At 43.6% G+C, this 26,409-nt stretch carries 24 protein-coding genes; 19 read left to right on the top strand and 5 right to left on the bottom strand.

Going from position 1 to position 26,409, the window contains the following annotated elements; all coding sequences use genetic code 11:
* Positions 1–249 precede the first annotated feature (249 nt).
* From L2729_RS04690 to L2729_RS04705, 4 genes are all read left to right on the top strand, one after another.
* Positions 250–873, top strand: coding sequence for a tetratricopeptide repeat protein (locus L2729_RS04690; RefSeq protein ID WP_101092590.1), 624 nt, complete (start codon positions 250–252; stop codon positions 871–873).
* A gap of 40 nt (positions 874–913) precedes the next feature.
* Positions 914–3,376: a ribonuclease R gene (gene rnr, locus L2729_RS04695; RefSeq protein ID WP_248987203.1), complete on the top strand. Its 2,463-nt coding sequence runs from the start codon at positions 914–916 to the stop codon at positions 3,374–3,376.
* Positions 3,377–4,126, top strand: a complete 750-nt coding sequence (gene rlmB / locus L2729_RS04700; RefSeq protein ID WP_248987204.1) for a 23S rRNA (guanosine(2251)-2'-O)-methyltransferase RlmB — start codon at positions 3,377–3,379, stop codon at positions 4,124–4,126.
* Between the two features lie 231 nt (positions 4,127–4,357).
* Complete coding sequence (locus L2729_RS04705) at positions 4,358–6,448, top strand: prolyl oligopeptidase family serine peptidase (protein ID WP_248987205.1); 2,091 nt, start codon at positions 4,358–4,360, stop codon at positions 6,446–6,448.
* A 189-nt stretch (positions 6,449–6,637) separates the two neighbouring features.
* On the opposite strand, the gene L2729_RS04710 is transcribed toward L2729_RS04705, so the two are convergent.
* Complete coding sequence (locus L2729_RS04710) at positions 6,638–7,381, bottom strand: DUF481 domain-containing protein (RefSeq protein ID WP_248987206.1); 744 nt, start codon at positions 7,379–7,381, stop codon at positions 6,638–6,640.
* A gap of 355 nt (positions 7,382–7,736) precedes the next feature.
* On the opposite strand from L2729_RS04710, the gene rpsF reads away from it, so the two are divergent.
* The 4 genes from rpsF to rplI are packed head-to-tail and all read left to right on the top strand — an operon-like array spanning position 7,737 to position 9,188.
* A complete protein-coding gene (gene rpsF, locus L2729_RS04715; RefSeq protein WP_248987207.1) occupies positions 7,737–8,156 on the top strand; it encodes a 30S ribosomal protein S6 in 420 nt (139 codons plus the stop codon).
* 8 nt (positions 8,157–8,164) lie between these two features.
* Complete coding sequence (priB, locus tag L2729_RS04720) at positions 8,165–8,470, top strand: primosomal replication protein N (protein WP_248987208.1); 306 nt, start codon at positions 8,165–8,167, stop codon at positions 8,468–8,470.
* Between the two features lie 11 nt (positions 8,471–8,481).
* The gene (gene rpsR / locus L2729_RS04725) at positions 8,482–8,709 is read left to right on the top strand and encodes a 30S ribosomal protein S18 (protein WP_005497284.1); all 228 of its coding nucleotides are present in this window, start codon (positions 8,482–8,484) and stop codon (positions 8,707–8,709) included.
* A gap of 26 nt (positions 8,710–8,735) precedes the next feature.
* Positions 8,736–9,188, top strand: a complete 453-nt coding sequence (gene rplI / locus L2729_RS04730; RefSeq protein ID WP_248987209.1) for a 50S ribosomal protein L9 — start codon at positions 8,736–8,738, stop codon at positions 9,186–9,188.
* 281 nt (positions 9,189–9,469) lie between these two features.
* Here the strand turns inward: rplI and L2729_RS04735 are convergent, their stop codons facing one another.
* On the bottom strand, positions 9,470–11,689 hold the full coding sequence (locus L2729_RS04735) for a S46 family peptidase (RefSeq protein WP_248987210.1): 2,220 nt from the start codon (positions 11,687–11,689) through the stop codon (positions 9,470–9,472).
* Between the two features lie 122 nt (positions 11,690–11,811).
* Here L2729_RS04735 and dnaB point away from each other — a divergent pair, with 122 nt between their 5' ends.
* The 3 genes from dnaB (at position 11,812) to L2729_RS04750 (ending at position 15,735) form a co-directional block, all read left to right on the top strand.
* Positions 11,812–13,218 (top strand): replicative DNA helicase, encoded by a 1,407-nt coding sequence (dnaB, locus tag L2729_RS04740; protein WP_248987211.1) that lies wholly within the window; start codon positions 11,812–11,814, stop codon positions 13,216–13,218.
* A gap of 93 nt (positions 13,219–13,311) precedes the next feature.
* The gene (gene alr, locus L2729_RS04745; RefSeq protein WP_248987212.1) at positions 13,312–14,388 is read left to right on the top strand and encodes an alanine racemase; all 1,077 of its coding nucleotides are present in this window, start codon (positions 13,312–13,314) and stop codon (positions 14,386–14,388) included.
* Positions 14,389–14,457: 69 nt separating this feature from the next.
* Entirely contained in the window at positions 14,458–15,735 is a 1,278-nt protein-coding gene (locus L2729_RS04750; protein WP_248987213.1) for an outer membrane protein assembly factor, read from the top strand.
* Between the two features lie 170 nt (positions 15,736–15,905).
* Here L2729_RS04750 and L2729_RS04755 read toward each other — a convergent pair whose 3' ends face one another.
* Complete coding sequence (locus L2729_RS04755) at positions 15,906–18,083, bottom strand: OmcA/MtrC family decaheme c-type cytochrome (protein ID WP_248987214.1); 2,178 nt, start codon at positions 18,081–18,083, stop codon at positions 15,906–15,908.
* Positions 18,084–18,485: 402 nt separating this feature from the next.
* Between L2729_RS04755 and L2729_RS04760 the strand changes: the two genes are divergently transcribed.
* The 5 genes from L2729_RS04760 (at position 18,486) to L2729_RS04780 (ending at position 22,725) form a co-directional block, all read left to right on the top strand.
* Positions 18,486–19,445: a LysR family transcriptional regulator gene (locus tag L2729_RS04760; protein WP_248987215.1), complete on the top strand. Its 960-nt coding sequence runs from the start codon at positions 18,486–18,488 to the stop codon at positions 19,443–19,445.
* 1 nt (position 19,446) lies between these two features.
* A complete protein-coding gene (locus tag L2729_RS04765; protein WP_248987216.1) occupies positions 19,447–20,397 on the top strand; it encodes a LysR family transcriptional regulator in 951 nt (316 codons plus the stop codon).
* Positions 20,398–20,863: 466 nt separating this feature from the next.
* A complete protein-coding gene (gene dusA / locus L2729_RS04770; RefSeq protein WP_248987217.1) occupies positions 20,864–21,847 on the top strand; it encodes a tRNA dihydrouridine(20/20a) synthase DusA in 984 nt (327 codons plus the stop codon).
* A 234-nt stretch (positions 21,848–22,081) separates the two neighbouring features.
* Positions 22,082–22,390 carry a hypothetical protein gene (locus L2729_RS04775; protein WP_248987218.1) on the top strand — a complete coding sequence of 103 codons (309 nt, stop codon included), beginning with the start codon at positions 22,082–22,084 and terminating at the stop codon, positions 22,388–22,390.
* A gap of 134 nt (positions 22,391–22,524) precedes the next feature.
* Positions 22,525–22,725: a PspC domain-containing protein gene (locus L2729_RS04780; protein ID WP_248987219.1), complete on the top strand. Its 201-nt coding sequence runs from the start codon at positions 22,525–22,527 to the stop codon at positions 22,723–22,725.
* Between the two features lie 185 nt (positions 22,726–22,910).
* Here the strand turns inward: L2729_RS04780 and L2729_RS04785 are convergent, their stop codons facing one another.
* Complete coding sequence (locus L2729_RS04785) at positions 22,911–23,648, bottom strand: enoyl-CoA hydratase-related protein (protein WP_248987220.1); 738 nt, start codon at positions 23,646–23,648, stop codon at positions 22,911–22,913.
* Between the two features lie 35 nt (positions 23,649–23,683).
* Between L2729_RS04785 and L2729_RS04790 the strand changes: the two genes are divergently transcribed.
* Genes L2729_RS04790 through L2729_RS04800 form a run of 3 tightly spaced genes read left to right on the top strand, consistent with a single transcriptional unit; the run spans position 23,684 to position 25,888 of the window.
* Positions 23,684–24,163, top strand: a complete 480-nt coding sequence (locus L2729_RS04790; RefSeq protein WP_248987221.1) for a copper chaperone PCu(A)C — start codon at positions 23,684–23,686, stop codon at positions 24,161–24,163.
* A gap of 13 nt (positions 24,164–24,176) precedes the next feature.
* Positions 24,177–25,148 carry a DUF2333 family protein gene (locus tag L2729_RS04795; protein ID WP_248987222.1) on the top strand — a complete coding sequence of 324 codons (972 nt, stop codon included), beginning with the start codon at positions 24,177–24,179 and terminating at the stop codon, positions 25,146–25,148.
* A gap of 2 nt (positions 25,149–25,150) precedes the next feature.
* The gene (locus L2729_RS04800) at positions 25,151–25,888 is read left to right on the top strand and encodes a TIGR04219 family outer membrane beta-barrel protein (RefSeq protein ID WP_248987223.1); all 738 of its coding nucleotides are present in this window, start codon (positions 25,151–25,153) and stop codon (positions 25,886–25,888) included.
* A gap of 71 nt (positions 25,889–25,959) precedes the next feature.
* Here L2729_RS04800 and L2729_RS04805 read toward each other — a convergent pair whose 3' ends face one another.
* The gene (locus tag L2729_RS04805; protein ID WP_248987224.1) at positions 25,960–26,397 is read right to left on the bottom strand and encodes a TIGR02444 family protein; all 438 of its coding nucleotides are present in this window, start codon (positions 26,395–26,397) and stop codon (positions 25,960–25,962) included.
* Positions 26,398–26,409 lie beyond the last annotated feature (12 nt).

Genomic DNA, 26,409 nt, shown 5'->3' on the forward strand with positions numbered 1-26,409 from the left:
TTAAGCATCATCGTTCAAGCCTGACACTACATACATGATTCTTTATAATACATAGACGAACAAAAACTAAGCTCGAAAGATCAACAGCCCCTAATATTTAAAACCGCGTAATCAGAAATGGTTAATGTGCAGTTAGTACTCAAGAAATGCGGTATACTGCCGATGACAAAAGACAGATGTGCTTAGAATTTGCTTTTAGCAGACTCGATATTTTGTGCTTGAATTAACCCACTGTCATTGAGAGACCTTATGCTGCGTTATGTATTAATTATTGTATTATCGATAATTTCTTTGCCTAGTCTGGCGACTCCGAAAGCGGTAGACGTCTATACTCAAGAGCAACTTGTTGATTTAATTCGTACCAAAAGCTATTTAACCCAAGTTAAAGGCGATGACTGTCAAATTGTAGAAGATATTGAAGCAAGAGCTGAAGTACTAAAGCAGCCTTTGTATCAGTATCTTTGGGCTGAAATGCTCAATCATGGGATCTGCGTAAAGGCGAATCCGCCGCGTGGGATCTCAATGTTAAAAACCTCAGCAGAGCAAGGCAGTGCTGAAGCCATGGTTAGAATGGCAGAGTATTACCATGACGGTAAATTCGTCATGGAAGATAAAGAACGTGCTGTGCACTATGTGCTACCAGCAGCCGCGACAGGTGATTTACCTGCGCGAATGATGTTGGTTCGGTTATTTGGTGAAGGCTATGGTAGCCCCCGCGATTATGAAACTGGTTTTCATTGGCTATACAACGAAGTTTTTAGCGATGAAACGGTACAAACCGAAGCAACCAATTTGTTAAAGGTGTTAGAGGCAAAAATGCCGCCCAGCGCAATAGCTAGGGCAAAGAAAGAACACCTGAGAACGCAACAATAAGCATAGCTCAGAGCAGCCATGCCAATAATTTGGAAAATGAATGATACAAGATCCGCATATTAAGCGAGAGCAAGAAAACTACGAGAATCCGATCCCAAGTCGTGAGTATATTTTAGAATACTTACGCTCTCAAACGTCACCACTCACCCGTGAACACATTGCAAACGCACTTAAAATCGAAGGCGAAGAACAGCTAGAAGCTATCCGTCGTCGGTTACGTGCAATGGAGCGTGACGGTGAACTCGTATTTACTCGCGGTAAATCATATGGCTTACCAGAAAGAATGGATTTGCTAACCGGCACCGTCATAGGCCATCGTGATGGCTTTGGATTCTTAAAGTTAGTAGAGGGTGGAGACGACCTTTATATTAATAACCGTGACATGATGATGTATTTTCACGGTGACAAAGTACTGGCACAAAAAGCCGGCGTTGACCGTAAAGGGCGTCGTGAAGCTAGAATTGTACGCTTAGTTGAACAGCGGAGCGCCGCACTCGTTGGCCGCTTCCATCTTGATGCTGGTATGGGGTTCGTTATCGCTGACGATCGTCGTGTCACTCAAGAGATACTGATCGCTGAAGAAGACCGTTTAGGCGCACGACAAGGCGATATCGTTGTTTTAGAACTAACTCGTCGACCTGGACGCTATGTCAAAGCGGCCGCAAAAGTGACCGAAGTACTTGGCCAGCAAATGGCGCCGGGCATGGAAATTGAAATAGCACTGCGCAATTATGACTTACCACATGAGTGGTCTGCACTGATTGAAAAGAAGCTTAAAAAGATCCCTGATGAAGTGACCGATGCGGATAAAGAAGGTCGTGTCGATCTACGTCAATTGCCTTTAGTCACTATTGATGGTGAAGACGCGCGAGACTTTGATGACGCCGTTTACGCCGAGAAGAAAAAGTCAGGCGGCTGGCGCTTATGGGTGGCCATTGCTGATGTGAGCCATTATGTGCGCACAGAGTCAGCATTAGACAGAGAAGCCCGTTCACGCGGCAACTCGGTTTACTTCCCGTCGCAAGTGATCCCGATGTTGCCAGAGAAGATCTCTAATGGATTGTGTTCTTTGATGCCTGAGGTCGATCGCCTATGCATGGTTGCAGAGATGACCATCTCTGCCGCTGGCAAGTTATCAGGATATAAGTTTTACCCTGGCGTTATGCACTCTCATGCTCGTCTAACCTATACCCAGGTAGCGGATATGCTTGAAGGCGGTGAGGTGAGTGATAAGCTTAAACCTATCTTCCCTCATCTGCAGACACTGCAATCTCTGTATCTGACATTAGATGGCATTCGTGCAGACCGTGGTGCTATTGCTTTTGAAACCACAGAAACGCAGTTTGTATTTAATGAACAGCGTAAAATCGATAAAATCATACCGCGTAATCGTAATCAAGCGCATAAGATCATTGAAGAATGCATGATTTTAGCCAATGTTGCCTCTGCTAAGTTTGTCAAAAAGCACAAAGGTGAAGTGTTATATCGCGTGCATGAATCGCCGTCGGAGCAAAAGCTAACCAACTTTAAGGATTTCCTTAAAGAGCGTGGCTTGACGATGGAGGGCGGACTTGAGCCGACACCAAAAGATTACCAAGCGGTAATGGAGCAAATTGCCGACAGACCGGATGCTGAGCTTATTCAAATAATGTTGCTGCGTTCAATGAAGCAAGCAACATATACCCCCGATAACGAAGGCCATTTCGGTCTAGCATTGGAAGAGTATTCGCACTTTACTTCGCCAATTCGCCGTTACCCTGACTTGATTTTGCACCGAGTGATCCGTTACTTGTTAGCAAAAGAAGAGGGCGATCTCGCCGACCAGTGGACTGCTGACGGTGGTTTCCAATACAAGATTGAAGAACTTGATCAGCTGGGTGTTGAGTGTTCTACCACAGAGCGACGCGCAGATGAAGCCACTCGAGATGTGAGTGATTGGCTCAAATGTGAGTTTATGCAAGACCATGTGGGTGACACGTTTGAAGCTGTTATCGCCTCCGTGACTCACTTTGGTATGTTCGTACGCCTTAATGATCTATTCATCGACGGCTTAGTGCATATCTCAAGCCTTGGCAGTGATTATTATCAGTACGATAATATGCGCCAACGTCTAGTCGGTGAAGCATCTGGGCAAGTGTATCAAATTGGCGATACGGTCACGGTAAAAGTGGCGGCCGTCAATCTCGATGATCGCCAAATCGACCTGATGATGGAAGGTGACTCTGCTGGCGGAAAACGCCGTAAGCCGAGTAAGCCAATGACCGCCAGAGAGCGCGTCAATCGTGAAGGCGCTAAGATTGCCGATAAAGAAAAGAGCGCTTCTAAAGGCAAACGTTCAAGTGGTGGTAGAAGTGGATCCAAAGCAACATCGGGTTCAAAATTTGCAACCAAAAACAAATCAAGCAGTGGTAGCCAAGCTCCCACGACTAAGACCAAAGCTTCAGCAACAAAGCCTTCGGCTAAAAAAGCCAAGCCAGCGAAGCGTAAAACGAGTAAGAAATAGATGAAAAAGCAAGATATTACCTTTGGTTTGCATGCCGTTGAATCTGTATTACAGAATAGCCCTGAGCGTGTTATCGAAATGTGGGTGTTACAAGGACGCGATGATAAGCGACTGACTCCAATATTAGAAATTGCAGCAGAATGGGGCGTGACAATACAGTATGCGTCACGTAAAGCGTTAGATGAGAAGTCTGCTGGCGGTCAACACCAAGGTGTTGTCGCTAAAGTAAAAGTGGCCAAAATTCTCAATGACAGCGATCTCAATGCGATGTTGGAAGAAACTGAAACGCCTTTCTTATTGATTTTGGACGGAGTAACCGATCCACACAATTTGGGTGCTTGTTTACGTAACGCCGATGCTGCAGGTGTACAAGGTATTATTGTACCGAAAGATAACTCTGTTGGTTTGACACCCGTTGTCAGCAAAGTGGCTTGCGGCGCCGCTGAGATTGTCCCGTTATATCAAGTGACTAACCTGGCACGAACCATGCGTAGTTTACAGGATAAAGGTATATGGATTATTGGCGCGGCAGGTGAAGCTGATTGTGAGCTTTATCAAGCAAGTCTAACGGGCCCTATTGCTATTGCGATGGGCTCAGAAGACAAAGGCCTTCGCCGTCTAACACGCGAGAGTTGTGACTCTCTAGTGTCTATTCCTATGGCGGGTAGTGTTTCAAGCTTGAACGTGTCAGTGGCGACTGGTGTCTGCTTATTCGAAGCGGTACGTCAACGTCTTACTAAGACTAAGTAAGCAAGCTATTACGGTCTAGTTTTCCGTAGAAGCGCTTAATATTAAATGCCGATGGGGTTTGTGCCTCATCGGCATTTTTGTATTTGGCGTTATCACATTGAATGTGTGCTTTCCTTAGCTTGAATCCCCACTGAATGAACAGATACTTAATGTAATTGGCATGACTGCTATTTAACTTTTATACAACATGCAGTAACTTAGTCGGACTCACTAGAAGAACAGGATGTCTCAATGCGAAATCAAATTTTATCCTTATGCGTGCTAAGTTCAATTGCCGCAGCAGCCCCGACTTTTGCTGAGGAAGATAAATACCTATGGCTGGAAGATGTAGAGGGCGCGAAGCCTTTGGAGTGGGTTAAGCAACAAAATGCTATCTCCGCCAAGGAGATCAAAGCCTATAAAGGCTTTGATGGATTAGTCAGCAACAGTTTAGCGATTCTGAACAATAAGGAACGCATCCCGTATGCAAGCCGCATGGATGGCTTTCTGTATAACTTTTGGAAAGATGAAAACCACGTGCGCGGTATTTATCGTCGAACGACAATGGAAGAGTACACCAAGGCTGAACCTAAATGGGAGACGGTGTTAGATATTGATGCTTTAGGCAAAGCTGAAGGCGTTAAGTGGGTCTATAAAGGCATGAGTTGTCGTTATCCCGATTATGACCGTTGTCTGGTGTCGCTATCACGCGGTGGAGCGGATGCGGTTGAGGTACGGGAGTTTGATTTAACGAGTAAGTCATTTGTAGATAAAAAGCAGCAGCCTTTTGCCTTAGATGAAGCTAAATCTAGTGTTAGTTGGATAGATAAAAACACTGTTTTTGTTGGAACTGATTTTGCTGATGGCAACAGTCTTACTGATTCTGGCTATCCTCGAGTGGTTAAGCAGTGGCAGCGAGGAACACCTTTATCTGCTGCAAAAACTATTTTTAGCGGCGATAAAACATCAGTAGCAGTCTCCGGTTATGTCATCTATGACGACCAGAAATCGCTACAGTTAGTGTCTGAAAGCCTTACTTTTTATACCGCGCAGCACTATGCATATCGCAACGACAAACTCATCGCTTTGCCATTGCCAATGGATACGGATATTAAAGGCTATTTCAATGATCAGCTTTATATCGAACTTAAAAGTGACTTAACAATAGCAGGTAAGACTTTTAAGCAAGGCGCCATTGTTTACACGGATCTCGATAAGCTTATTGCACAGAAACCAGAATTTAGTGTCCTGGTTGAGCCAACTGCAACCGCTTCAATTTCACAAGTACGATTCACTAAAAGCACCATTCTTATTACTTGGCTCGATAACGTCAAAAGTAAGTTGATGCGTTACGTGCAAAAGAAGGGTCAATGGCAAGCCGAACAAGCCCCATTTGCGGTAAACGGCACATTGAGTGTGTTTGGTGGTGAAGATAACAGTGATGAGGTTTTTGTCGATTACACCAGCTTCTTGGAGCCAGCAAGTCTGTATTTGTTCGATAGCAACAGCATGAAGGCTAAAAAGATAAAGGCAATGAAACAGCAGTTTGCTGCTGATAAGTTTGAGACTAAGCAATATTTTGCTAAATCGAAGGACGGCACTAAAGTGCCTTACTTTGTGGTCATGGCTAAAGATCTGACGCTAGATGGCACTAACCCAACATTACTTTACGGCTATGGCGGCTTTGAAATCTCATTACGACCATCATATTCAGCAACCATCGGTAAAAATTGGCTTGAGCAAGGCGGTGTATATGTCTTGGCTAATATTCGCGGTGGTGGTGAATATGGCCCCGCATGGCATCAAGCAGCACTCAAAGAAAATCGTCATAAAGCTTATGAAGATTTTGAAGCCATAGCGCAGGATTTAATTGCCAGAAAAATCACCTCAAGTCAACATTTAGGGATCCAAGGTGGTAGCAATGGCGGCCTACTTATGGGCGCGGCGTTTACGCGTAAGCCAGAGCTATATAATGCGGTAGTTTGCCAAGTGCCGTTGCTTGATATGAAGCGCTACAATAAATTGCTCGCGGGGGCGAGTTGGATGGGCGAATATGGCGACCCAGATATCCCTGCTGAGTGGGATTACATTAAAGGATTCTCGCCATACCATAATTTAAAGGCGAACACGGCTTACCCTAAAGTGTTCTTTACCACTTCAACTCGAGATGATCGTGTTCATCCTGCTCATGCACGTAAAATGGTGGCGAAAATGGAAGGCATGGGGATAGACGTCTTGTATTACGAAAATATAGAGGGTGGTCATGCCGGGGCGGCAGATAATAATCAAGCTGCTGAATTAAGCTCAATGGTCTATGCCTATTTAATGCAACAACTTAAGTAGTCGGGAGGTTAAGCCATTCAGCTAGGCGATGCGTGTAAAAACTAATCTTAATGAAGGTGATTATGTTTTTGCTCGTATCGCTCACACTTTGGGATGGCTTTATGATTTGCTTTAATGAATCAACCCGACGTTCATTCTCTGCATTGATAGTGTCGAGCCGTAACTTAAGTACTCAAGCCCGTCACATCATTATTGAAAGGTATAAAGTAAATTAAAGGTAGTGATAGTATCTGTTTGTTTTGAGCCTTCTGGCACCACCTGAGTGTATTTGATATTGACACCAATTTTGAATGCCCAATCTTGGAAAAGAGTATTTTTGTAGCTCATATCTAGGGTTAGCGTGTTGTTATCTTCACCCACTTCTGACGTCAAATCCGCATTCAAAGTCGTATACTCTTGTAGTTTTTGTTCAAACTTTGCTGCGGTACGGAGAATGACATCTTTATTCGCATCTGGCTCTAGAATGCTATCGGTGGCGATGGGCAAGTTATATCGATAACCAGGACCGACTTCTAAGCTTAATTTGGTACTCGAGTTAGCAATGGCATCGAAACCATAACCACCTGATATTGTTGATATACGCGTATAACTACCAAATTTATCCCAAGTGAAATCACCTCGACCATAAACATAGCCACTGTAGAGTTTATAACTTGATTGCAGTTGTAGCTCATACTTTTCAGAGGTGGTCTTTTCATCATCGGCGGCAAAGTAGGCTTTAAAAGTGCCCTCTTGTCGTGTCGCGTCAGTGTCATAAACAATTTTTGTTCTGCCGTTAAAGCTGCTCGATTGAGTGTTGCCCGTATTGAGTTGAAAGCCCGCTTCAATTTCAGCGGTTAAGTCACTTGGTGGCTCTTGATAGTCAGGCGGTACCAGTGCAAAGGCCGCTGGAGAGCAACAAAGAGCGAAGACTGCAATGAGGATTCTAGACATTATTATTATTCTTGGAGTGCCGTTTAAAGTTGAAAGTAAAATCAATTAACCCGACATCATACCTAGAATCAGCAACAGCGCAAACAGATTCCAGCTTGTTACTTATGGCGATTGGATGACTCTATTACCTATCAGCAACCTTATACATGAGCTATAAACAACTTCAGTTAATGCATGTAGGCAGGGCTTGTGTATTAAATTAAGAGTAATTGCAGCATAGGGTAATTATTGCTTGAATTGTGCCGCTAGTTTATGTAAGATTCCGCGGCTTAAATCAGTCACTTTAATTAGTTCCTTGCCTCTATTAGGTTTGACTGAGCCAACAACGAGGCTAGATAACCGTAAGGAGCAAAAAATGCGTCATTATGAAATCGTATTTTTAGTTCACCCTGATCAGAGTGAGCAAGTGCCAGGTATGATCGAGCGTTACACTGGTTTAATTACCGAAGCTGGTGGCCAAGTCCACCGTTTAGAAGATTGGGGCCGTCGTCAATTGGCTTACCCAATCATCGAGTTGCATAAAGCTCACTACGTTCTTATTAACGTAGAAGCGACTGCAGAAACGGTTGAAGAACTAGAAACAGCTTTCCGTTTCAACGACGCTGTTTTGCGTAGCATGGTTATGCGTACTAAAGCTGCCATGACTGAAGCATCTCCAATGGCTAAAGCTAAAGACGAACGCGATACACGTCGTTCATCTGAAGAGCGTGCACCAGCACCTCGTGCAGAAGCTACTGAAGAAGTTAAAGAAAGCGCTGAAAACACTGCTGAGTAAGTTTTTTTGTGACCACAAACAATTTTGTATTAGCAGGAACCATTACGCGTTCTAGACGATTTGATAGTCCAGCAGGCATTGCCCATACGGTACTGATGTTGGAACACAAATCTCAGCGTTACGAAGCAGAAATGTTACGTAACGTTTACTGTCAAATTCAAGTTGTGTTGAGTGGTGAACGCTTTAATAGCGTTACAGAAAATCTGAAAGCCGGCGTTGAAATCCAAGTCGAAGGTTTCCTTAATCTGCAACAGAGCAGAAATGGTCAAAATCGTTTGGTTTTACACGCCGAAAATGTCGAATTGAAAACTTAGGAGACTGTCACATGGCACGTTATTTCCGTCGTCGCAAGTTCTGCCGCTTTACTGCAGAAGGCGTTACCGAGATCGATTACAAAGATATCGTTACTTTGAAGAACTATATCACTGAAAGTGGTAAAATTGTTCCAAGTCGTATCACTGGTACAAATGCTAAATATCAACGTCAACTAGCTCGCGCTATCAAGCGTGCTCGTTATCTTTCTCTACTGCCGTATACTGATTTACATCAGTAAACTGCATTAATTTAGAGGAATATAAAATGAACGTTATTTTACTTGATAAAATCGCTAACCTAGGCAACTTGGGTGACCAAGTTTCTGTAAAATCAGGTTACGCACGTAACTTCCTTTTACCACTAGGTAAAGCTGTTGTTGCTAACGCTGCTAACACTGAAGTCTTTGAAGCACGTCGTGCTGAATTAGAAACTAAGTTAGCTGGCCAATTAGCTGCTGCTACATCTCGTGCAGAGATCATCAATGCACTTGAGTCTGTTGTTATCGCTTCTAAAGCTGGTGACGAAGGCAAGCTATTTGGATCTATTGGTAACCGTGACGTAGCTGATGCAGTTACTGCTGCTGGCGTTAAGCTTGCTAAAAGCGAAGTACGTCTACCATTAGGTGCATTGCGCAACACTGGTGACTTTGAAGTTGAAGTTCAACTTCATACTGAAGTTAAAGCTATTGTTAAGATTTCTGTTGTTGCAGAAGCTTAATATATTGCCTTAATACCTTTTTGGTATTAGCAAAGCTTTAATTTAAAACACCGCACTAATTTGATTAGCGCGGTGTTTTTTTATGTCTGAAAAGCAGGAAAAGCAGGAAAAGCAGGAATAGCAGGAATAACAGGAATAGCAGGAATAACAGGAATAACAGGAATAACAGGAAAAGCAGGAAAAGCAGGGAAAGCAAGAAGAGTAGGGTGATGGAATGATTGTTGTGAATTAAAAAGGCATATCAGCTGCGCTGTATATGCCTTTTTCAGTTTTCTATTTGTTTAATTTCTAACTAAATCGAGCTCTTCGATTAAGTTGTCAGCATGATCGACTTCATCCATCATCCACAGTATGTATCGAATATCGACATGTACCGCTCGGGTAATTGTTGGGTTGAAGAACCAGTCTTTGGTAATGGCTTCGTAAGTCGAGTCAAAGTTAAGACCGACTAGCTCGCCTTTGCCGTTAAACACTGGTGAACCTGAATTCCCCCCCGTGGTGTCGACACTTGATAAGAAGTTGACGGGGACAGAGTTAAATTGCTCTGGCTTGTCTAAGCATGAGAATAGTCGGCATAACCAAGAAGCGGGATCTTGATAAACATTCTCTACTTTATGACTACCATAACGCTGTTCTTCGATTGCTGTTAATAGCTTAGCCGGTGCATTGAAAGGCTCGACGCCGGTACTTTTGGCTGGGATCCCTTCTAAGCGAGTAAACGGTTGCTTGTAGAGCGCATCTTTCGACTGGTATCCATCAACCATCCCGTAGGTGATCCGTAACGTGCCGTTGGCATCTGGGTATACTGGCCAGTTATTTGATTTGTAGTAGGCGATAATGGCTTTCATGTAATCAGGACGTGCCATCGATAGCTGACCCGCCATTGTTTTTGCTTCTTTTTCGGCTGCCATGTTTTTCTCATACAATGAGACGGCAAGACGAATGAAAGGGTCGGCACTGGTTTCGAAAGCGGTTGCGTCAGCATCCATCCAAGCGAGTCGCTTCTGTTTATCCGTTAACGATGTTAGTGCATAAAGTGCGTCCAACTTTTCAGACAATGTGATTTCAACATCGCCTTCATTTAGCGCGGCATCAAGTTCGCTAACACGAATATCTTGGTTTAGATAAGCTTCTAAATCTTGTAACCATAGTGTTTTATCAACGCTAATGGCAAAGCTCGAATCAAGGCGTTTTAGGCGTGCTTTAAACATCTTCATGTCACGCTGTTGATAACCTTCTTCTCGCTTAGCATCGGGCTTGGTTTTCTCTTTTGCCAAACGGTATAGCTTGTTAGCGGTATCGAGTAGCGCGCTGCTTTGAGCACTGTCGAAATAGTAACGTGTTTGACGTTGCTTACGCTGCTCAACCAGTAAGGTTTCGAGCTCATCAAACTGAGTTTGAAAAGACATGTACGTTTTATCTTGCGCTAACCAAGCTTTAAAATTATCTTCACGGGCTTGCTTAATGCCTGCAATATCGGTGGCTTTAAATCCATCGAGCAGTCCGTTGTACTTTTTCATACGGTTGGCCATGCCTGCAAGCTTACCCGCATATTTAATCTTAACGTCGTTATTGGCAGCGCTCATCGTCTCAATAGTATCGATGCGTAGCTGATAGCGGGTTGCGAGTGTTGGGTATAACCAATTGCTGGCAAACTTGAGTTCGCTGGTTAAGCGATAGCGACTGGTTGAACCTGGATAACCGGCAACAAAAACACCGTCGCCAGCTTTAACACCGTCAGCGTTAATTTTTAGATAGCTCTTTGGCACATAAGGCACGTTGTCTTTGTTGAATATTGCAGGTTTACCATCTTTACCCACATAGGCACGTAAGAAAGTGAAATCAGCTGAGTGGCGTGGGTATTCGTAGTTATCGATGTCACCGCCAAAAGCCGCGGCACTTTCTGGTGGCGCATATACCAAACGAACATCTCGTATAATGAGCTGTTTAGTGAGGTAGTATTCTAGGCCATTGTGAAAGCTTCGCACTGAGCAGCGATAGTTGTCATCACTTTCACACTCTTTAATCAGCGCCTTACGGTTGGCTTGAATGTTTTCAAAGCGAATGAGTGGATCCTTGCCGATATTCTGTTTTACCTGTGCAGATACGTCGGTGACGGCTTCAGTAATATAAAGACGTTCATTAGGACCTGCAGTAGGTTCTTTATCTTTACTGCTTGCTAAAAAACCATCCGCGAGATAATTATGTTCTTTTTTACTGTTATATTGAATCGCGCGGTAGGCACAATGATGGTTTGTGACAACTAAGCCTTGGGGCGAAACAAAACTGGCGGTACAATAGCCCAAACCGACAACAGCGTTCATAGGGTAGCTAGTGAGATCCGCTAGCTGTTTAGCAGGAATATCGATACCACGTTCGCTAAGTTTGTCAGCGATCGAGGGCATTTGATACGGCTGCCACTGTCCTTCATCGGCCTTAACCACAGAGGATGACAACATCCCTGTCGAGAGAGCAATAGCGGCAATCAATGCATTGCGCATGTTCTTTCCTTATTTTGTTATTGTGTGTTTTTTACCTGCAGGTCGAATGTTGTTAATTGCCTGCTCTGCTTGAGCCCGTTTTATACCACATTTTGCCTAATCGTTGGAATTTTGGAGATTTAATGTCACAGCAACGCCCCTTTAAACCTAAAGCAAAGCCCAGAGATATTCAGATGGATGCGCTAAAGATGCCACCGCATTCAATTGAAGCAGAGCAATCTGTTTTAGGTGGCTTGATGTTAGATTCTGATGCATGGGACAGAGTTGCTGAAGCCGTCGTTAAAGAAGATTTTTATTCTCGCGCCCATGCAACGATTTTCACGGCGATGGAATCTTTAGTGAGTGCCGGTAACCCTATCGATTTGATCACCGTTTCAGAGCAGTTAGAGCTTACCGATCAATTGGAAGATGTAGGCGGCTTTGCTTATATCGGTGAAATTGCCAAGAACACGCCGAGTGCCGGTAATATTCACTCTTACGCTGACATCGTGCGTGAGCGTGCCGTTGTTCGTGACATGATTAAAGTGGCCAACGAAATTGCTGACGCTGGTTTTAATCCTGAAGGGCGTAACTCGGGTGAACTACTTGATTTAGCCGAGACAAAAGTATTTAAGATTGCTGAGCAGCGCGCCAACGCTAACGAAGGCCCTGAAGACATTAAAAGCATTCTAGAAAAAACCGTCGATAAAATTGAAGAGCTATACAATAACCCGACCAACGGTGTCACCGGGGTGTCGAGCGGTTTCGGCGAACTCGACAAAATGACAGCAGGTTTCCAGTCGGGTGATTTAATTATTGTCGCAGCGCGTCCTTCAATGGGTAAAACCACGTTTGCGATGAACTTGTGTGAGCAAGCGGCATTGAATGAAGATAAACCCGTGCTTATTTTCAGCTTGGAGATGCCGTCAGAACAGATCATGATGCGTATGTTGGCATCACTTGGACGAGTCGATCAGACCAAAATTCGTACCGGCCAGTTAGATGACGATGATTGGGCACGTGTATCGTCCACCATGGGCATCATGCTCGAGCAAGGCAAGATGTATATCGATGATGGTTCAGGTTTAACACCGACCGATGTGCGAAGCCGAGCAAGACGTGTTGCGCGTGAATATGGCGGGCTATCGATGATCATGATCGATTACCTCCAATTGATGCAGGTTCCCGCACTGAAAGATAACCGTACCTTGGAAATTTCTGAGATCTCTCGTTCGTTAAAAGCTTTGGCGAAGGAGCTAGAAATTCCCGTTGTAGCACTATCACAGCTAAACCGTTCATTGGAGCAACGTGCTGATAAACGACCAATTAACTCGGATTTGCGTGAATCTGGTGCAATTGAGCAAGATGCGGATTTGATCATGTTTATTTACCGTGACGAAGTGTATAACGATGATTCGGAAGATAAAGGCACCGCAGAGATTATTATTGGTAAGCAGCGTAACGGCCCAATTGGGCGTGTGCGGCTAACATTCCAAGGCCAATACTCTCGTTTTGATAATTATGCTGGCCCACAGTTTGAAGAAGATTAAATTGAGTTTATAAAAGTTTTTATGCAACACAATTAACTACAATAGAGCCTCATTGAGGCTCTTATTTTTTGATTAGATACAACAAGGTTACTCTTGAAACCATTCCCACGAGCAGAAATCAGCCGTAAAGCGCTCAAGCATAATTTGGCGCGGCTACATGAGTTAGCACCGTCAAGCAAAGTCATGGCGGTGGTTAAAGCTAATGGCTATGGTCATGGCCTACTTAATGTTGCCCAATGCTTAGATGATGCCGATGGTTTTGGCTTAGCTCGCTTAGAAGAAGCGTTAGCGTTACGCGCCGGTGGCGTTAAAGCCAAGCTACTCTTGCTCGAAGGCTTTTTTCGGGTGGGCGATCTTACCACGCTAGTGGAGCATAATATCGATACTGTGGTGCATCATGAATCTCAGCTTGAGATGTTAGAAAGCGCCGCTCTAGCAAAACCGGTGACCGTTTGGCTTAAAGTCGATAGCGGAATGCATCGTCTTGGTTTTTCTCCTGAACAGTTTGATTCAACTTATCAACGGCTATTGGCCAATGATAATGTTGCCAAGCCTATTCATTTAATGACGCATTTTGCCTGCGCTGATGAGCCGAATAATCCGAGTACAGCAGCGCAACAGAAAGTGTTTGACGCGTTAACGCAAGATTTGCCTGGAGATCGCACTTTAGCCAATTCTGCTGGCACACTTTTCTGGCAGCCAAGCCAAGCAGACTGGATTAGACCGGGGATTGCACTTTATGGTGTGTCACCTGTTTTAGGGGATTTAGGCACAAAGCACGGTTTGATCCCCGCGATGGATTTAGTATCGCAACTGATTGCAATTAGAGAGCATAAAGCGGGCGAGCCTGCTGGGTATGGTAGCTTTTGGACTGCGGAAACAGACACCAAATTGGGCGTTGTCGCAATAGGTTATGGTGATGGTTATCCGCGAAATGCTCCGCTTGGCACACCGGTGTTGGTGAATGGACGTTTGGTGCCGATTGTGGGCAGAGTGTCGATGGACATGTTGACGGTTGATCTTGGTGTCGATGCCAAAGATAAAGTAGGCGATCTCGCTGTCTTATGGGGTAAAGATCTGCCGGTTGAAGAGGTCGCTGAACATATTGGTACCATAGCCTACGAGCTTGTCACCAAACTGACACCCCGAGTCGCTGTTTGCCTAGATTGAGCAAGTAACAAATTTATGTGCTGCTGTGATGAGGCCGGATGCCCATCATCAGTGTGAAGATGTCTTAAATTGAAAATACATTCATTAATTCCCGCTGCAATGTTGTTGATGCAGCCAATGGCATTTGCCTACCCTAATATAGAAACAAAGCCGCAAATTCAATCGGCTAATACTACCGATACACCATCAGAACAACCGCAAGCTGACTTAGCCGTTGCAACGCCACCCAGTGCCGAATTCGTCGCCGTGCCGTTTGCGTTCTCGTCTGAATCGCTGAGTACCGCATTGGGCGGAGCCGTGGTAGTGAAGCATGCTGGCCAAGTACAAGCCTCTATATTGGGCATCGGTTTATACAGTACTAACGACAGTTGGGTGACCTATTTAAGTGCACGTAATTATCAAATTCCTCAAGTCGATAGCTGGCTATTTTCGGTAGAAACCTATCAAGCCCAGTTTAAAGAGGGGATCTATTATCTCTCTGAATTGCCGCAGCTCAATCAAGAGGCAGATAAAGTCGTTACCCTTGGTGATGAGTCATACACTCGATTTCATGCTCAATATGTGTTGCCTTGGGGCCGAGGCGTTAATGGCGCTGCCCGCAGTCTTGCAAGATCTGAAGAAGCAATTAAGTGGAATCCGTTAACATCGGGCGTGACGAGCATTAAAGTCAGTCCATTTGTGCAAACGCGCGAGCTGCAAAGCTATGAGTATTTGCCACAAAAATCCCAAGGTGTCGCGTTAGAGCTCGATTGGGATAATCGTGACAATGGTAAAAATAGCACTCAAGGTGGCCAAATAAGCCTCAAGTTCAGTCGAGACTTTGGTTCGGAAGACCGCAGCAGTTGGACTACCTGGGAGTTTGAACAAAGTGCATTTTTAGCAATCGGGGCTAGTGATTGGTTTGCTAAGCAGATCATGGCGTTTAACTTCTACTTAGCTGACACGCCAACTTGGAATACACAAAGCGGCGATAACTATCATCGCCCGCCGACATTCGCAGGGATTAGTTTAGGTGGTTTTGACCGCTTACGAGGCTATGCCAGTAAGCGTTTTACCGGGCGCTCAGCGGTACTTTATTCCGCCGAGTACCGAATTCAGCCAAAATGGCAGCCGTTACAAGAGTGGCCCGTGTTTAACTTATACAATGTACCTTGGTGGCAATGGGTTGCATTTGCCGAGGCAGGGCAGGTTGCCGATGAGTTTAATGCAGAAGCGTTGCACGATGACTTAAAGTGGTCAGCGGGTATTGGCGCAAGGTTTGAAGTCGAAAGTGTTGTCGTTAGAGCAGAGCTGGCTTTTGGCAGTGAAGATCGTCAATTCTGGGTGATGGTGAATCAGCCCTTCTAAATCAAAGGTGTTAATGGCGCTATTTGATGGCTTTCTATCGAAGTCATTTCTCAGGATAGTTGCTCTTGAATATACAAAAAAGGCACCCGAGGGTGCCTTTGGCTTTTGCAGGGATAAATCGTTAGAGTAAACCTAGGGACAAGTTAGGACTCTGTTGTTACTGGGACTGCTTATAAAGTAAATCCATGATGCTCCATTACTTTTTCCGGGCTGTGGCAAGTAGCACAGGCTTCTTTCGCATCTTTTGCGTTACCCGCATCATTGACATCAACAATATGCTCGGCATCTTTATTGGCACCGAAATAACCACCATTGCTGTTGATATGAGACATTGCTGAGTCAGACAGGTACTTCTGGTGACAGCTCATACACGCTGCCGCATCAGGAGAGGCATACCAAGTTTCAACAACTTCATCAGCAGCCGGGCTTTGAGTGCTAGGAATCGCATGAGCTTGACCTGCATTACGGCCTAACTCAAAACCATACTTAAGACCACCATAACCTTCTACAGCCGAGTGACACGTTGTACAATCAGTCTTAAGGATTGTGCCGCTACCACCGTGACCATTATCATGACCTTGCGCTTTATGGGCTTTGTACATGAAGCTTGTTGATTTAAGTAAGTCAGCACCATTGCTGGCTTTGCCATTACCTTTAAGGCTCTTATCGTTAGTATGACAAGCGATACAGTTCACACCATTTGAATCATGGTAAAACTCATAGCTATGACAACCATGACAAGAGGCAGTATCGACAATCGAACGACGTTCGCCGACAACGGCTTCAGCATTGGCTAGCACAGTGCGATAAGCAGGGGTTTGAACATAAGCTGGGTAGGCGTTTTCAGCATCACAGCCAGTACGCTTGTCTGTTCCTTCTTCAAAACACACTTTAAGTACGGGGAGTACTTCTAATGAACGTGAAGCGATGTCAGTTGGGAAGTTAATGGTCACAGCTACACTGACTGTGTTATCAGCATTCCAAATCGCTTTAGTCTCATCTTTAATATCGATGCGACGTTGGCTATAGGGGGCTTGATTGTAATCTGGGTAATCTTTTTCTACATCCCAGCTCACGACCATGTATGGCTTACTATAACCTTGCTTATAGACTTCATCTTTAGAGGCTAACTCACCATTCGCATCCATCACTTTCATGTCAAACTTAATCAGATTAGCAGCATCGATAGTCACATTCATCACTTCAACACTGTAATCTTTAGCCGCTTGGTAAGGCTTAGCAGCTTGTGCATGCACTTCGACACTATGACAATCGGTACAAACCAATTCAGGGTTCTTATCTGACTTATGCTGTGCAGGTGAGTCGGTATGGCAACCCGTACATGCGTTTGCATTCGCATTGGTAAGCCACAGATCTTTGTCTGCTAATTCTTCATCTTGGACATGGCAAACTGCACAGTCCATAAAGGGTTTAGTTGGGAAAGCAGGATAATCGAATGCATGATCGCCACCATAGCCAGCGATGGTGTAAGGCATAGGAACTACATTACCTTCGGCATCTTTACCTTCACGCTCAGGTCCCATATGGATAGCATGCAGCATATGGCCTAATTCAACAGAAACATCATTTGGATCTGAAACAATGCCGTTATGGCATGACTGACAATTTTCAAGGTCAAGTCTGCGACCACCGTGAGCCTTTAAGCTGTCTGGTTGGTGACAGGTGTAACACGTTTCAAGAGCTACTAGCTCACGAGTCTCTACACCCTCAGTCGCATTCGTCGCTGGGATCCAGTCATAGTGCGCGTTCTCTGCCAGCTCGTGACCAGAGGCATACTCAAACTGCATCTCGATAGCAATACGCTGCGTCAATTCAGGGTCGAAAACGACTCCTGCAGGATCGACGGCGGTGGTGAGATTAGTACTAAACGTATAGGTATAGGCGCCATCTTTATGATCGACTAAACACTCCTCACAGTTTTTTATTTGCTCAAAACCTTGCTCAAAGGTAGTGCCAGCATCGTTTGTTGCGTCATTTAATAGAGAGATCCATTGCTTTAGATCTGATCCTTCATTTGTTTTTAGCTGGGCTAATGAGAAGCGGAAATCATGAAACTCATTTTTTGCGCTTAGACCATAAAGTCCAATGCCCTCTTTATTTTCAAGATCGAAATCAAGGGTAATGATACCGTCAGCATATTTAGCATTACTGATTTCAGCAATTGCCTCTGCAGCCATATCGATATGTAATCCAGAGGTCCCGGGAGCACCCGGTCCTCCTGGTTGTCCATCTTCACCATTATTCCCATCTTCACCATCTGAACAGCCTGAGATTAGAAATGCGGAGCTAATCAACAGTGCTAACGATGCTTTTTTTGTTGTTATCATCATACGTTCCTTAAAAGTAACCACTTTTGGTTGTTAAAATGTTAAAGATTTTGGATGATTGTGGATATGAGGTCGGTCACTGATACGGAATGATGTTTTGTAGTCGATATAACTACTTGTTGTTGCATTTATTAGGATTTAACTCTGTCTTTTGTTGGTTTGTTAGTTTGTTATCTTTTTTTGTGGGTGTTTTTTGGTGTGTAACTCCGATATGCGTTAGATGGAAATGTGAAATTCGCATCTTGCAAATCTGAAACTGTCGCTTTCATTGATTTGGGTATGTAAGTCACAGAATTGAGGTGTAACGAAGTAAAGGTCGCAAACTTTGAGCATGCGTATAGCTGAGCTATAAATATGCGGCTAAATTAGTAAACACTGTGTTAATGAGTATTCAGAGGCTGAATGAATAAATTAAATACCAACAGTTTATTTGATATTCAAGTATTTGTTTTATTATACGAATCACTAAATGCAACAATTGTCAGTCAGGTACTAGGCGTTCCCGCTTCCAAAGTCAGTCGGAGCTTAAAATCGATTAGACATTCTTTGGATGCACCGCTATTTATTAGAAAACAGCAGGGATTTGAAAGAAGCAGCTTTGCTGATGATATATATCCTAAAATGAAAAAAATAGTACAGCTGGCCAAAAAATGCGCAGAGATTGACATTGACCAAGATAAAGCGAGAAAACGAGAGTTGATCATTGCTTGTCCTCCAACCTTATCGCTGAATCTTTTACGCCATTTACAAAAAAGAGCGTCAGCAGAAAATGAAGACTATGTATTCCATATTAAATCCTGTAACAGCAACATCGGAGAGTTATTAAAGCAGCAGCGTGTTGATATAGCCGTCACGTATAGCGCTTATAACACTGAGCAGTTGTCTTCAACGTTAATCGTCAAGTCAGACGCCTACGTCATGGTTGCGAGGCATGGTCACCCACTTTTGACTGCAAATCAGCCGTTGCTACTGAGTGACATTATCGATCATCCATATATTAGTTTTGCGGGTAATGAACAGGAAGACATTACTGATCCCCTTGAATGTTATGCCCTCGATACTAATAGTGACTTAAATGTAGTTGCAAAAGTGTGTTTACTTGCGGACTTAATGCTGCAATTGGAACACAGTAATGCCATAGCACTTTTATGTTATAAAGATGCAATTGAGTTTCTATGTCAGCGAGGCGATATAGCTGCGTTAGAGTTGGACTATTCTATCTGCAAGTTAATTAATCAGCGAAGTGGGCACTATCATCACTATATTACCCAAACAAGAAAAAGTTCGTTAATACCCACTTGGTTAAGTCATGAAATTCAGACTTATATAAAAGGTAATATGACGTTGCCGGCTGGAGGTTGATATGAATAAACTGAGTAATATTAGCATCAGTACGATAGAAATATTTTGCCAGTTATATATCAAGGGGAGTACTAAGGTTGTTGCAAATGACTTATCGTTGTCACAGCCCAAGGTCAGCCGTGCGCTGAATTCGCTGAGAGTGGTATTTGATGACCCCCTTTTTGTACGAAAAAATAACCAGTTCATTGCAACTGAGTTGAGTCACCGTTTACATGCTTCGTTATCGGAAATCCTACAGTGTAGTCGCTCTATCGAAAGTGATGCTATCAAAAGCTCATCGCCCGTAGAGCCACCATTAATCATCAGTACCGTACCTCAATTGGAAATAGGACTTGCGCAGAAAATTATTAAGGATGCGGCGGACAACAACCAAAATCCTAATATTCCCATATCAACCACAGCTTGGTCAGAGCAGAGTGAACAGCAACTCATTGATGGTGAGGTTGATGCGGCAATCTGCTTTAGGCCATCAACTCGAAAAGAAGTGTTATCAAAACCAATTATTCAACACCGAGGGGGGTATTTAATCGCCCATTCGCAGCATCCTGTTTGGGATGATTTGACGATTGATAATATGATCAACTTCCCCATTGTTAAGCTTGTTACTATGCCATTCCCTGCGAATAAATCGCCACTAGGGGCTTATGCCATAACACAAGGCAAACCTATGCAGGTGTATGCAACTGCCCCCGACCTTGGTAGCGCCGCGAGTAGCTTACTCCATTCTCATGCGGTTATGATTGTTGGCGTTAAATGTGCTGTCGATTTTTTAGCGAGCATTAAGGGTCTACATGCCCAAAAAATAGATTACTCAGAGGATAAAAGTTTATTAAAAGGCTTTAGCTATCCAACGGTTTACTTATGGCTTAAGCGTGCCATTGACGGAAAAGTCGTGGTACCCCTGTGGTTACAGCAGACCTTAGAAGCGTATATCATCAAGTCCCATAAATAGGTACGTAGCAGCCTGCAACTATAATCTGGCGAAGATTCAAGCGACTCAATTAATGATTGAACTCTTTAATGGATTGGAGACATCAGCATTTAAAGAGGCGCTAAGCTAGCGTTCAATGTGTTAACGCGAATAAACAGTAAAGCTCAATATTACTGGGCTTTACTGTGCGTTGAGGGTGCTATAACGCATTTTAGTCGTGTTTGGATGACGCTAATGTGCATGCTCATAGTGAATGCTAGATTAAGACCAATATTGCTAATGTTGGTACTTATACTTAGCGCTTATTGTTGATTTTAAGCACGACGAGATTGTTGTAACTATTTGATGTTTATGTCTCATAGTGAATGCAATATCTGTTTGGCTACGACTGCATGCTGACAAAGTGCGCTTAACTCTGTCGTTTTAATAGCTGACAGTGTAAAATGCGCGCCCGAATAGCCTCTTGTTATCGTTTATTGGTAAATATATGCAGACCCAACTTAACCGTACCTTCTCTATCGCTCCAATGCTTGATTGGACTGACCGTCATTATCGTTACTTTGCGCGGTTAATGTCATCTGAAGTACTGCTATACACTGAAATGGTGACAACGGGGGCGATTATTCACGGTCGTGGTGACTACCTTGCATATAACGAAGAGGAGCATCCTATTGCGTTGCAGTTAGGTGGCTCGAATGCAACTGACTTAGCGACGTGTGCAAAATTGGCTGCGGAACGAGGATATGATGAAATCAACCTCAACGTGGGTTGCCCATCCGATCGGGTTCAAAGTGGTCGTTTTGGTGCTTGTCTAATGGCAGAGCCGACATTGGTTGCTGAATGTATCGATGCGATGAAGCAGGTTGTCGATATTCCGGTGACAGTGAAGACCCGTATTGGTATCGACGAGCAAGATAGCTACGAGTTTTTAGCGCAATTTATTGATACCGTAAAAGCGGTAGGTTGTAATGATTTTATCATCCATGCCCGTAAAGCGTGGTTACAAGGCTTAAGCCCTAAAGAAAACCGCGAGATCCCTGAGTTAGATTACGAGCGTGTTTATCGGCTAAAACGTGATTATGCTGATTTAAGTATCAGTCTTAATGGTGGGGTTAAAACACTTGCTGAGTGTAAAAGCCATCTTGAGCAACTTGATGGTGTCATGGTTGGGCGTGAAGCTTATCAAAATCCTTATATCTTGGCAGAAGTCGACCAACAGTTATGTGGCCTTGATAAGCCAGTGCTCAGCAGAGATGCTGTTTTAGAGAAACTACTTCCTTATATAGAGAAACATCTGCAAGCGGGCGGACGCCTCAATCATATCACTCGCCATATTATTGGATTGTTCCAAGGCGAAGTTGGCTCACGAGTATGGCGCCGTTATTTAAGTGAAAATGCGCATAAATCCGGTGCAGGTATCGAGGTTATAACCCAGGCTAGGCAAGAGATGAAAGCGGTTGTCAGCCTTTAATTAACCTTTGTTTTTCTCCTTTAAAATATCTTGTAGTGAAATTCACCAGTGCATGGTGAGTTTCACTAACGTTAGCTATCCCTCGTTAAACTCCCTATCGTGTTGATGTTACTAAAAACCCACACCTTGATAATTAATCCTTTCTATTCAGTAGCTTAATTTGTTAATGAAAAGTTGGCACGGCACTTGTATTAGTCTATGTGCAATCAGGCGAAACTCGAAAAGGAATCCATTATGTTTAATTCAATTGTAATGAAAACGGTAAAGACCTCTGTATTAACTGCTGTATTGTTAGGTGCTAGTGTTTCTGCTCAAGCGGAAACGTCGTTGGTCAGTGAAGTGGCAAACAGCTTAGAGCAAAACATTAGCGCTCAAATGCAAGATATGGTCAGTAAAGCACAAACAGAACTGAGTCTTTCCATTCAGTCTCAAATGTCAGAAATGATGTTCGAATTAAGCAGTGATGAAGATTTGAAAGCTGAAATGCTTACCGCCGAAAAGGTTGAAAAGCCACTGGTCACAAGTGCACTAATTAAGGACTAATTATGTGGTTTATAGCTCAGTTCATGGGGTTGTTACTACTGCCAGTTGTTAGTTTAGCGATATTTGCTTGTATTATTTGCTCGCTGCAGTGGCATAAATTAAAAGATTAACTTTGAAGTTAAATGGAGTTTTAAATGGCTGATTTTATTAACAGGTTAAAAGATCCTTCGTCATTAGTATGCGGCGTTACAGCGGCAATGGCAGATAAGTTCGACTGGTCATGTTTATGGACCCGTGTGGTATGTGCACTAGCGGTTTTTTGTAACCCTGCAATGGGATTGATGATCTACTTTGTGTTGGCCTTAGTGTTACCTAAGTGGGAAAAACCATGCTAATACAGGCGCATCTATATAAAGAAGTCGATAATACGACTTATGGATTGATACGTCATGCCAATACGGACTACAGCAATTGGACACTAGATGAGATTATTTGTTATTCAAGAAAGTATGCTCGCTAAAATCGATATTGATATAAGCAAACATACTTTCTGATATTTTTAGCTTATTTAGGCTAAGAGCTATTTTTTTAGAAATGCAGCGAAACGAGATTTTGCTTCATCACTTGCCAGCCTAGCACCAAACTCAACCAATTCTTTTTCCATCTGCGCTCTTATTTCTTCTTTGTTATAACGCATTAACTGTTTGGTTGTTTGCAGTGAAATAGGCGGTTGCTCTGCCAACTTCTTTGCTTTATTCAGTGCATATTCAAAAATATCTTCCGTTGCAACAACGTCGTTAATAAGCCCATATGTTTGTGCTGTTGCGGCATTAAAACTTTCGCCCAACATCAGTAGTTCAGCGGCTTTCACATGGCCGATAACTTGAGGCAATAACAGACTTGCTCCAGCTTCAGGCACCAGTGCTAGTTTGACAAATGGCAGTTGGAATTTAGCCGTGGTATCGGCATAGACCAAATCGCAATGTAATAGCAAGGTTGTCCCAATGCCAACCGCTGCGCCAGTAACGGCAGCAACGACCGGTTTGTTTAAATCGAGTAGGCAAAATAGGAATCTGAAAGCGGGGTGTTTCACACCTAAGTTACTATTTTTTAAAAAGTCAGCAATATCATTACCAGAAGTAAAACACTCAGCTTGACCACGAAACATAAAGGCTCGAATTTCATTGTCCGATTCACCTTGGATAAGGTATTCTGTTAGCTGTGTATACATTTGAAGGTTGAGCGCGTTGCGCTTGTCTGGACGATTAAACGTAATAATACGTACCCCATTATCGTCCTTAATCTGAATAGTACTCATTCGTTATGTCCTCATGTTGCGAATTAGATTTTAAAATGGAGTTTAAGACATTGAAGCAAATATTCAAACAACTGTTTAACCTCACTCTGCTGAGCTGTTTCTCGTTTACGGCTTTTGCGCAAGTGGTGCTTGTTGATGGTTACGTTCGTGCAATGCCGCCAAGCGTGCCCAATACCGCTGCTTATATCACTTTAGAAAATCATGGACCGGCAACACGGCTTGTGGCTGTCGAAGTGCCTTTTGCGAAAGAAGCGCAACTGCATACACTTATTGATGAAGATGGCATGATAAAAATGCGCCAAGTTGATGGCTTTGACATAGACTCTCATGGCAGCTTGGTACTCTCTGAATCGGGAAATCACATCATGTTGTTGGGATTGACCGCGCCCTTAGCCGAAGAGAGCAAAGTAGATTTAACCCTAAGGTTCTCAGACGGTAAGCAGCAAGTGATTTCGCTACCCGTTAAAAAGCAGGCTAGCTCCGCAGAGTCTGAACATCACCATCACCATCATTAAGGAGTAACTGTTAATGAAAATGACCTGGAAAAAAGGCGTAGCGCTAGCCGCTTTAATTTGTTTTATTGGTTACCTTATCGCTATTTGGTGGAGTGCTGAACCTGATGTCATCGAACAAGAGGTTTATAAGCTGGATAATGGGCGTCAAGTTACTGGTTATGCCACGACAACGTCGCTTATTTTAACGGTTGAGGCTCTGTTGGATAAGCCCGGCGGCTGGTTATCGAATGACGTCACACCGCCTTCAATCTTGATGGACAATATGCCTGCATTTGAATTTGGTGCGATTGAACAGGCTCGTGATTTAGCGCTTATTATGCGTAAAGAGTTTAGTCGTTCTCAGTCTCAATCTACAGCCGACAAAGATCTACTTGCCGCGCATTCAAAACTGAACATTGAGCACACCAGTTGGTTAGTACCTAGTGCTGAAAGTGAGTATCGCGATGCCGTTAAGCTGTTGAAGTTGTATCGCGCTCGAATGATTGCGCCGGAGAATCCTGATGCGCAGTTCTATGCCCGAGCAGACAACCTAAATGAATGGTTGAAAGAGATCCAAAAGCGCTTAGGCAGTATGTCGCAACGACTGTCAGCGAGCGTTGGCCAAGAAAGGCTTAATACTGATTTATCAGGTGATAGCTCTGCAAGGCAATCTACACCCGGTTATGTCGCGCAGGAGATTAAGACCAGTTGGTGGAAAATTGATGATGTTTTCTATGAAACTCGTGGGGCAACATGGGCGCTGCTTAATTTCATGAAAGCGGTTGAAGTTGATTTTGCAGATGTACTGAAGAAAAAGAATGCTCAAGTGAGTTTTCGTCAAATCATTCGAGAACTTGAAGAAACACAACAATCCGTTTGGAGCCCATTGATCCTTAATGGTTCAGGCTTTGGGGTTGTCGCTAATCACTCATTAGTGATGGCAAATTATGTCTCCCGCGCAAATGCCGCGGTTATCGATTTAACTAACTTATTAACTCAAGGTTAACTATGAAAAAAACATTATTGGCGTGTGCACTATTAGGCTCTTTAGTAGGCACTTCTGCTCATGCTGCTTCTGTTATCGGTTTTAAAGTAGGTGGCGATTACTGGCAAGCTGATACCAGTGGTACTTTTGCTCAAAGAGGCCAACCACAACAAGAGTTTAACTACAAAGATGATTCTCAAGGTAGCGTTTGGTTGGCGATTGAACACCCAATCCCGTTAGTTCCTAATGTTAAGATCCGTGAAAACCGTCTAAATGATAAGGGCAGCATGTCTGATGCTGACTTTAGCTTTAACGACCACAACTTCATTGGCGATGTTAATGCGACGACTGACTTAAGTAATACTGACTTTGTACTTTATTACGAAATTCTTGATAACGATATTGTGGCGTTAGATATCGGTGCAGCGTACAAAGTGATGCACGGTGAATTCCGAGTGTCTGATGCTGGCCACCCAGAGACAAAAGATATCGATAGCGGTATTGTGATGGGCTATGTCGATGCACAGGTCGGTATTCCTGGTCTTGGTCTTTATGGTTTCGCTGACATTATGATGGGCGTTGATGAGTCAAGCGTTTACGATTATTCAGTGGGTCTTGGTTGGAACTTTGATGGTACTGCGTTGGACTATCGTATCCGTGCTGGTTACCGTGATTTTAAGTTTGATGTAAATGGCTTTGACGGCGTTACAGCAGATATGCAGTTCAAAGGTTACTTTGCTGGTGTAGAATTGGTTTTCTAAGTTTATCTAAAACTTAAGCAAGCTAATAAAAATGCCCGTCGTTGAGATGGGCATTTTTTATATGTAAACGGTTATGTTTTTAATGATGGGTAGTGCTCACTGCTGAGATTAAACAGGGCTAAATAACCGGTTAGGTTACTGCTGTCGCCTTGGCATACTAGTGTGTTTAGGTTGTGTAAAATCAGCCTTTGAGATTTACGTTCAAGCATCAGTTCCACGTCCAGCATTTGCTGGTATTCAGCTTTTTCTAAGCATGACTTACTTAGGCGGCGTAGTTTACGGTAAGGTAAAAGTACTCTAGTTTCCCACTTAAATGTGTCTTGTTGTAGGGTTTGCCATTGCGTGGATGACAGTAAGTACTCTTGGGTGTCTAACCAAAGTGCGAGCAGTAACAAGTTCACATTGACCTGATGTTCGTCCTGTAAACGAAGGCACTGTTGTTGGTGTTTGAGGTAAATGTCGTCGCAGTCTTGCCACAGGCTCAAGTCTAATGTGTTGAGAAGTGTCATGATTACCGTCCA

The organism is Shewanella gelidimarina (assembly GCF_023283945.1).
Taxonomy (GTDB): Bacteria; Pseudomonadota; Gammaproteobacteria; order Enterobacterales; family Shewanellaceae; genus Shewanella; species Shewanella gelidimarina.

Bases quoted from the DNA above. Each gene is read 5' to 3' on its own strand.
- L2729_RS04690 (WP_101092590.1), top strand. From the start codon at position 250: ATGCTGCGTTATGTATTAATTATTGTATTATCGATAATTTCTTTGCCT.
- rnr (WP_248987203.1), top strand. From the start codon at position 914: ATGATACAAGATCCGCATATTAAGCGAGAGCAAGAAAACTACGAGAAT.
- rlmB (WP_248987204.1), top strand. From the start codon at position 3,377: ATGAAAAAGCAAGATATTACCTTTGGTTTGCATGCCGTTGAATCTGTA.
- L2729_RS04705 (WP_248987205.1), top strand. From the start codon at position 4,358: ATGCGAAATCAAATTTTATCCTTATGCGTGCTAAGTTCAATTGCCGCA.
- L2729_RS04710 (WP_248987206.1), bottom strand. From the start codon at position 7,381: ATGTCTAGAATCCTCATTGCAGTCTTCGCTCTTTGTTGCTCTCCAGCG.
- rpsF (WP_248987207.1), top strand. From the start codon at position 7,737: ATGCGTCATTATGAAATCGTATTTTTAGTTCACCCTGATCAGAGTGAG.
- rpsR (WP_005497284.1), top strand. From the start codon at position 8,482: ATGGCACGTTATTTCCGTCGTCGCAAGTTCTGCCGCTTTACTGCAGAA.
- rplI (WP_248987209.1), top strand. From the start codon at position 8,736: ATGAACGTTATTTTACTTGATAAAATCGCTAACCTAGGCAACTTGGGT.
- L2729_RS04735 (WP_248987210.1), bottom strand. From the start codon at position 11,689: ATGCGCAATGCATTGATTGCCGCTATTGCTCTCTCGACAGGGATGTTG.
- dnaB (WP_248987211.1), top strand. From the start codon at position 11,812: ATGTCACAGCAACGCCCCTTTAAACCTAAAGCAAAGCCCAGAGATATT.
- L2729_RS04755 (WP_248987214.1), bottom strand. From the start codon at position 18,083: ATGATAACAACAAAAAAAGCATCGTTAGCACTGTTGATTAGCTCCGCA.
- L2729_RS04760 (WP_248987215.1), top strand. From the start codon at position 18,486: ATGAATAAATTAAATACCAACAGTTTATTTGATATTCAAGTATTTGTT.
- L2729_RS04765 (WP_248987216.1), top strand. From the start codon at position 19,447: ATGAATAAACTGAGTAATATTAGCATCAGTACGATAGAAATATTTTGC.
- dusA (WP_248987217.1), top strand. From the start codon at position 20,864: ATGCAGACCCAACTTAACCGTACCTTCTCTATCGCTCCAATGCTTGAT.
- L2729_RS04775 (WP_248987218.1), top strand. From the start codon at position 22,082: ATGTTTAATTCAATTGTAATGAAAACGGTAAAGACCTCTGTATTAACT.
- L2729_RS04780 (WP_248987219.1), top strand. From the start codon at position 22,525: ATGGCTGATTTTATTAACAGGTTAAAAGATCCTTCGTCATTAGTATGC.
- L2729_RS04785 (WP_248987220.1), bottom strand. From the start codon at position 23,648: ATGAGTACTATTCAGATTAAGGACGATAATGGGGTACGTATTATTACG.
- L2729_RS04790 (WP_248987221.1), top strand. From the start codon at position 23,684: ATGGAGTTTAAGACATTGAAGCAAATATTCAAACAACTGTTTAACCTC.
- L2729_RS04795 (WP_248987222.1), top strand. From the start codon at position 24,177: ATGAAAATGACCTGGAAAAAAGGCGTAGCGCTAGCCGCTTTAATTTGT.
- L2729_RS04800 (WP_248987223.1), top strand. From the start codon at position 25,151: ATGAAAAAAACATTATTGGCGTGTGCACTATTAGGCTCTTTAGTAGGC.
- L2729_RS04805 (WP_248987224.1), bottom strand. From the start codon at position 26,397: ATGACACTTCTCAACACATTAGACTTGAGCCTGTGGCAAGACTGCGAC.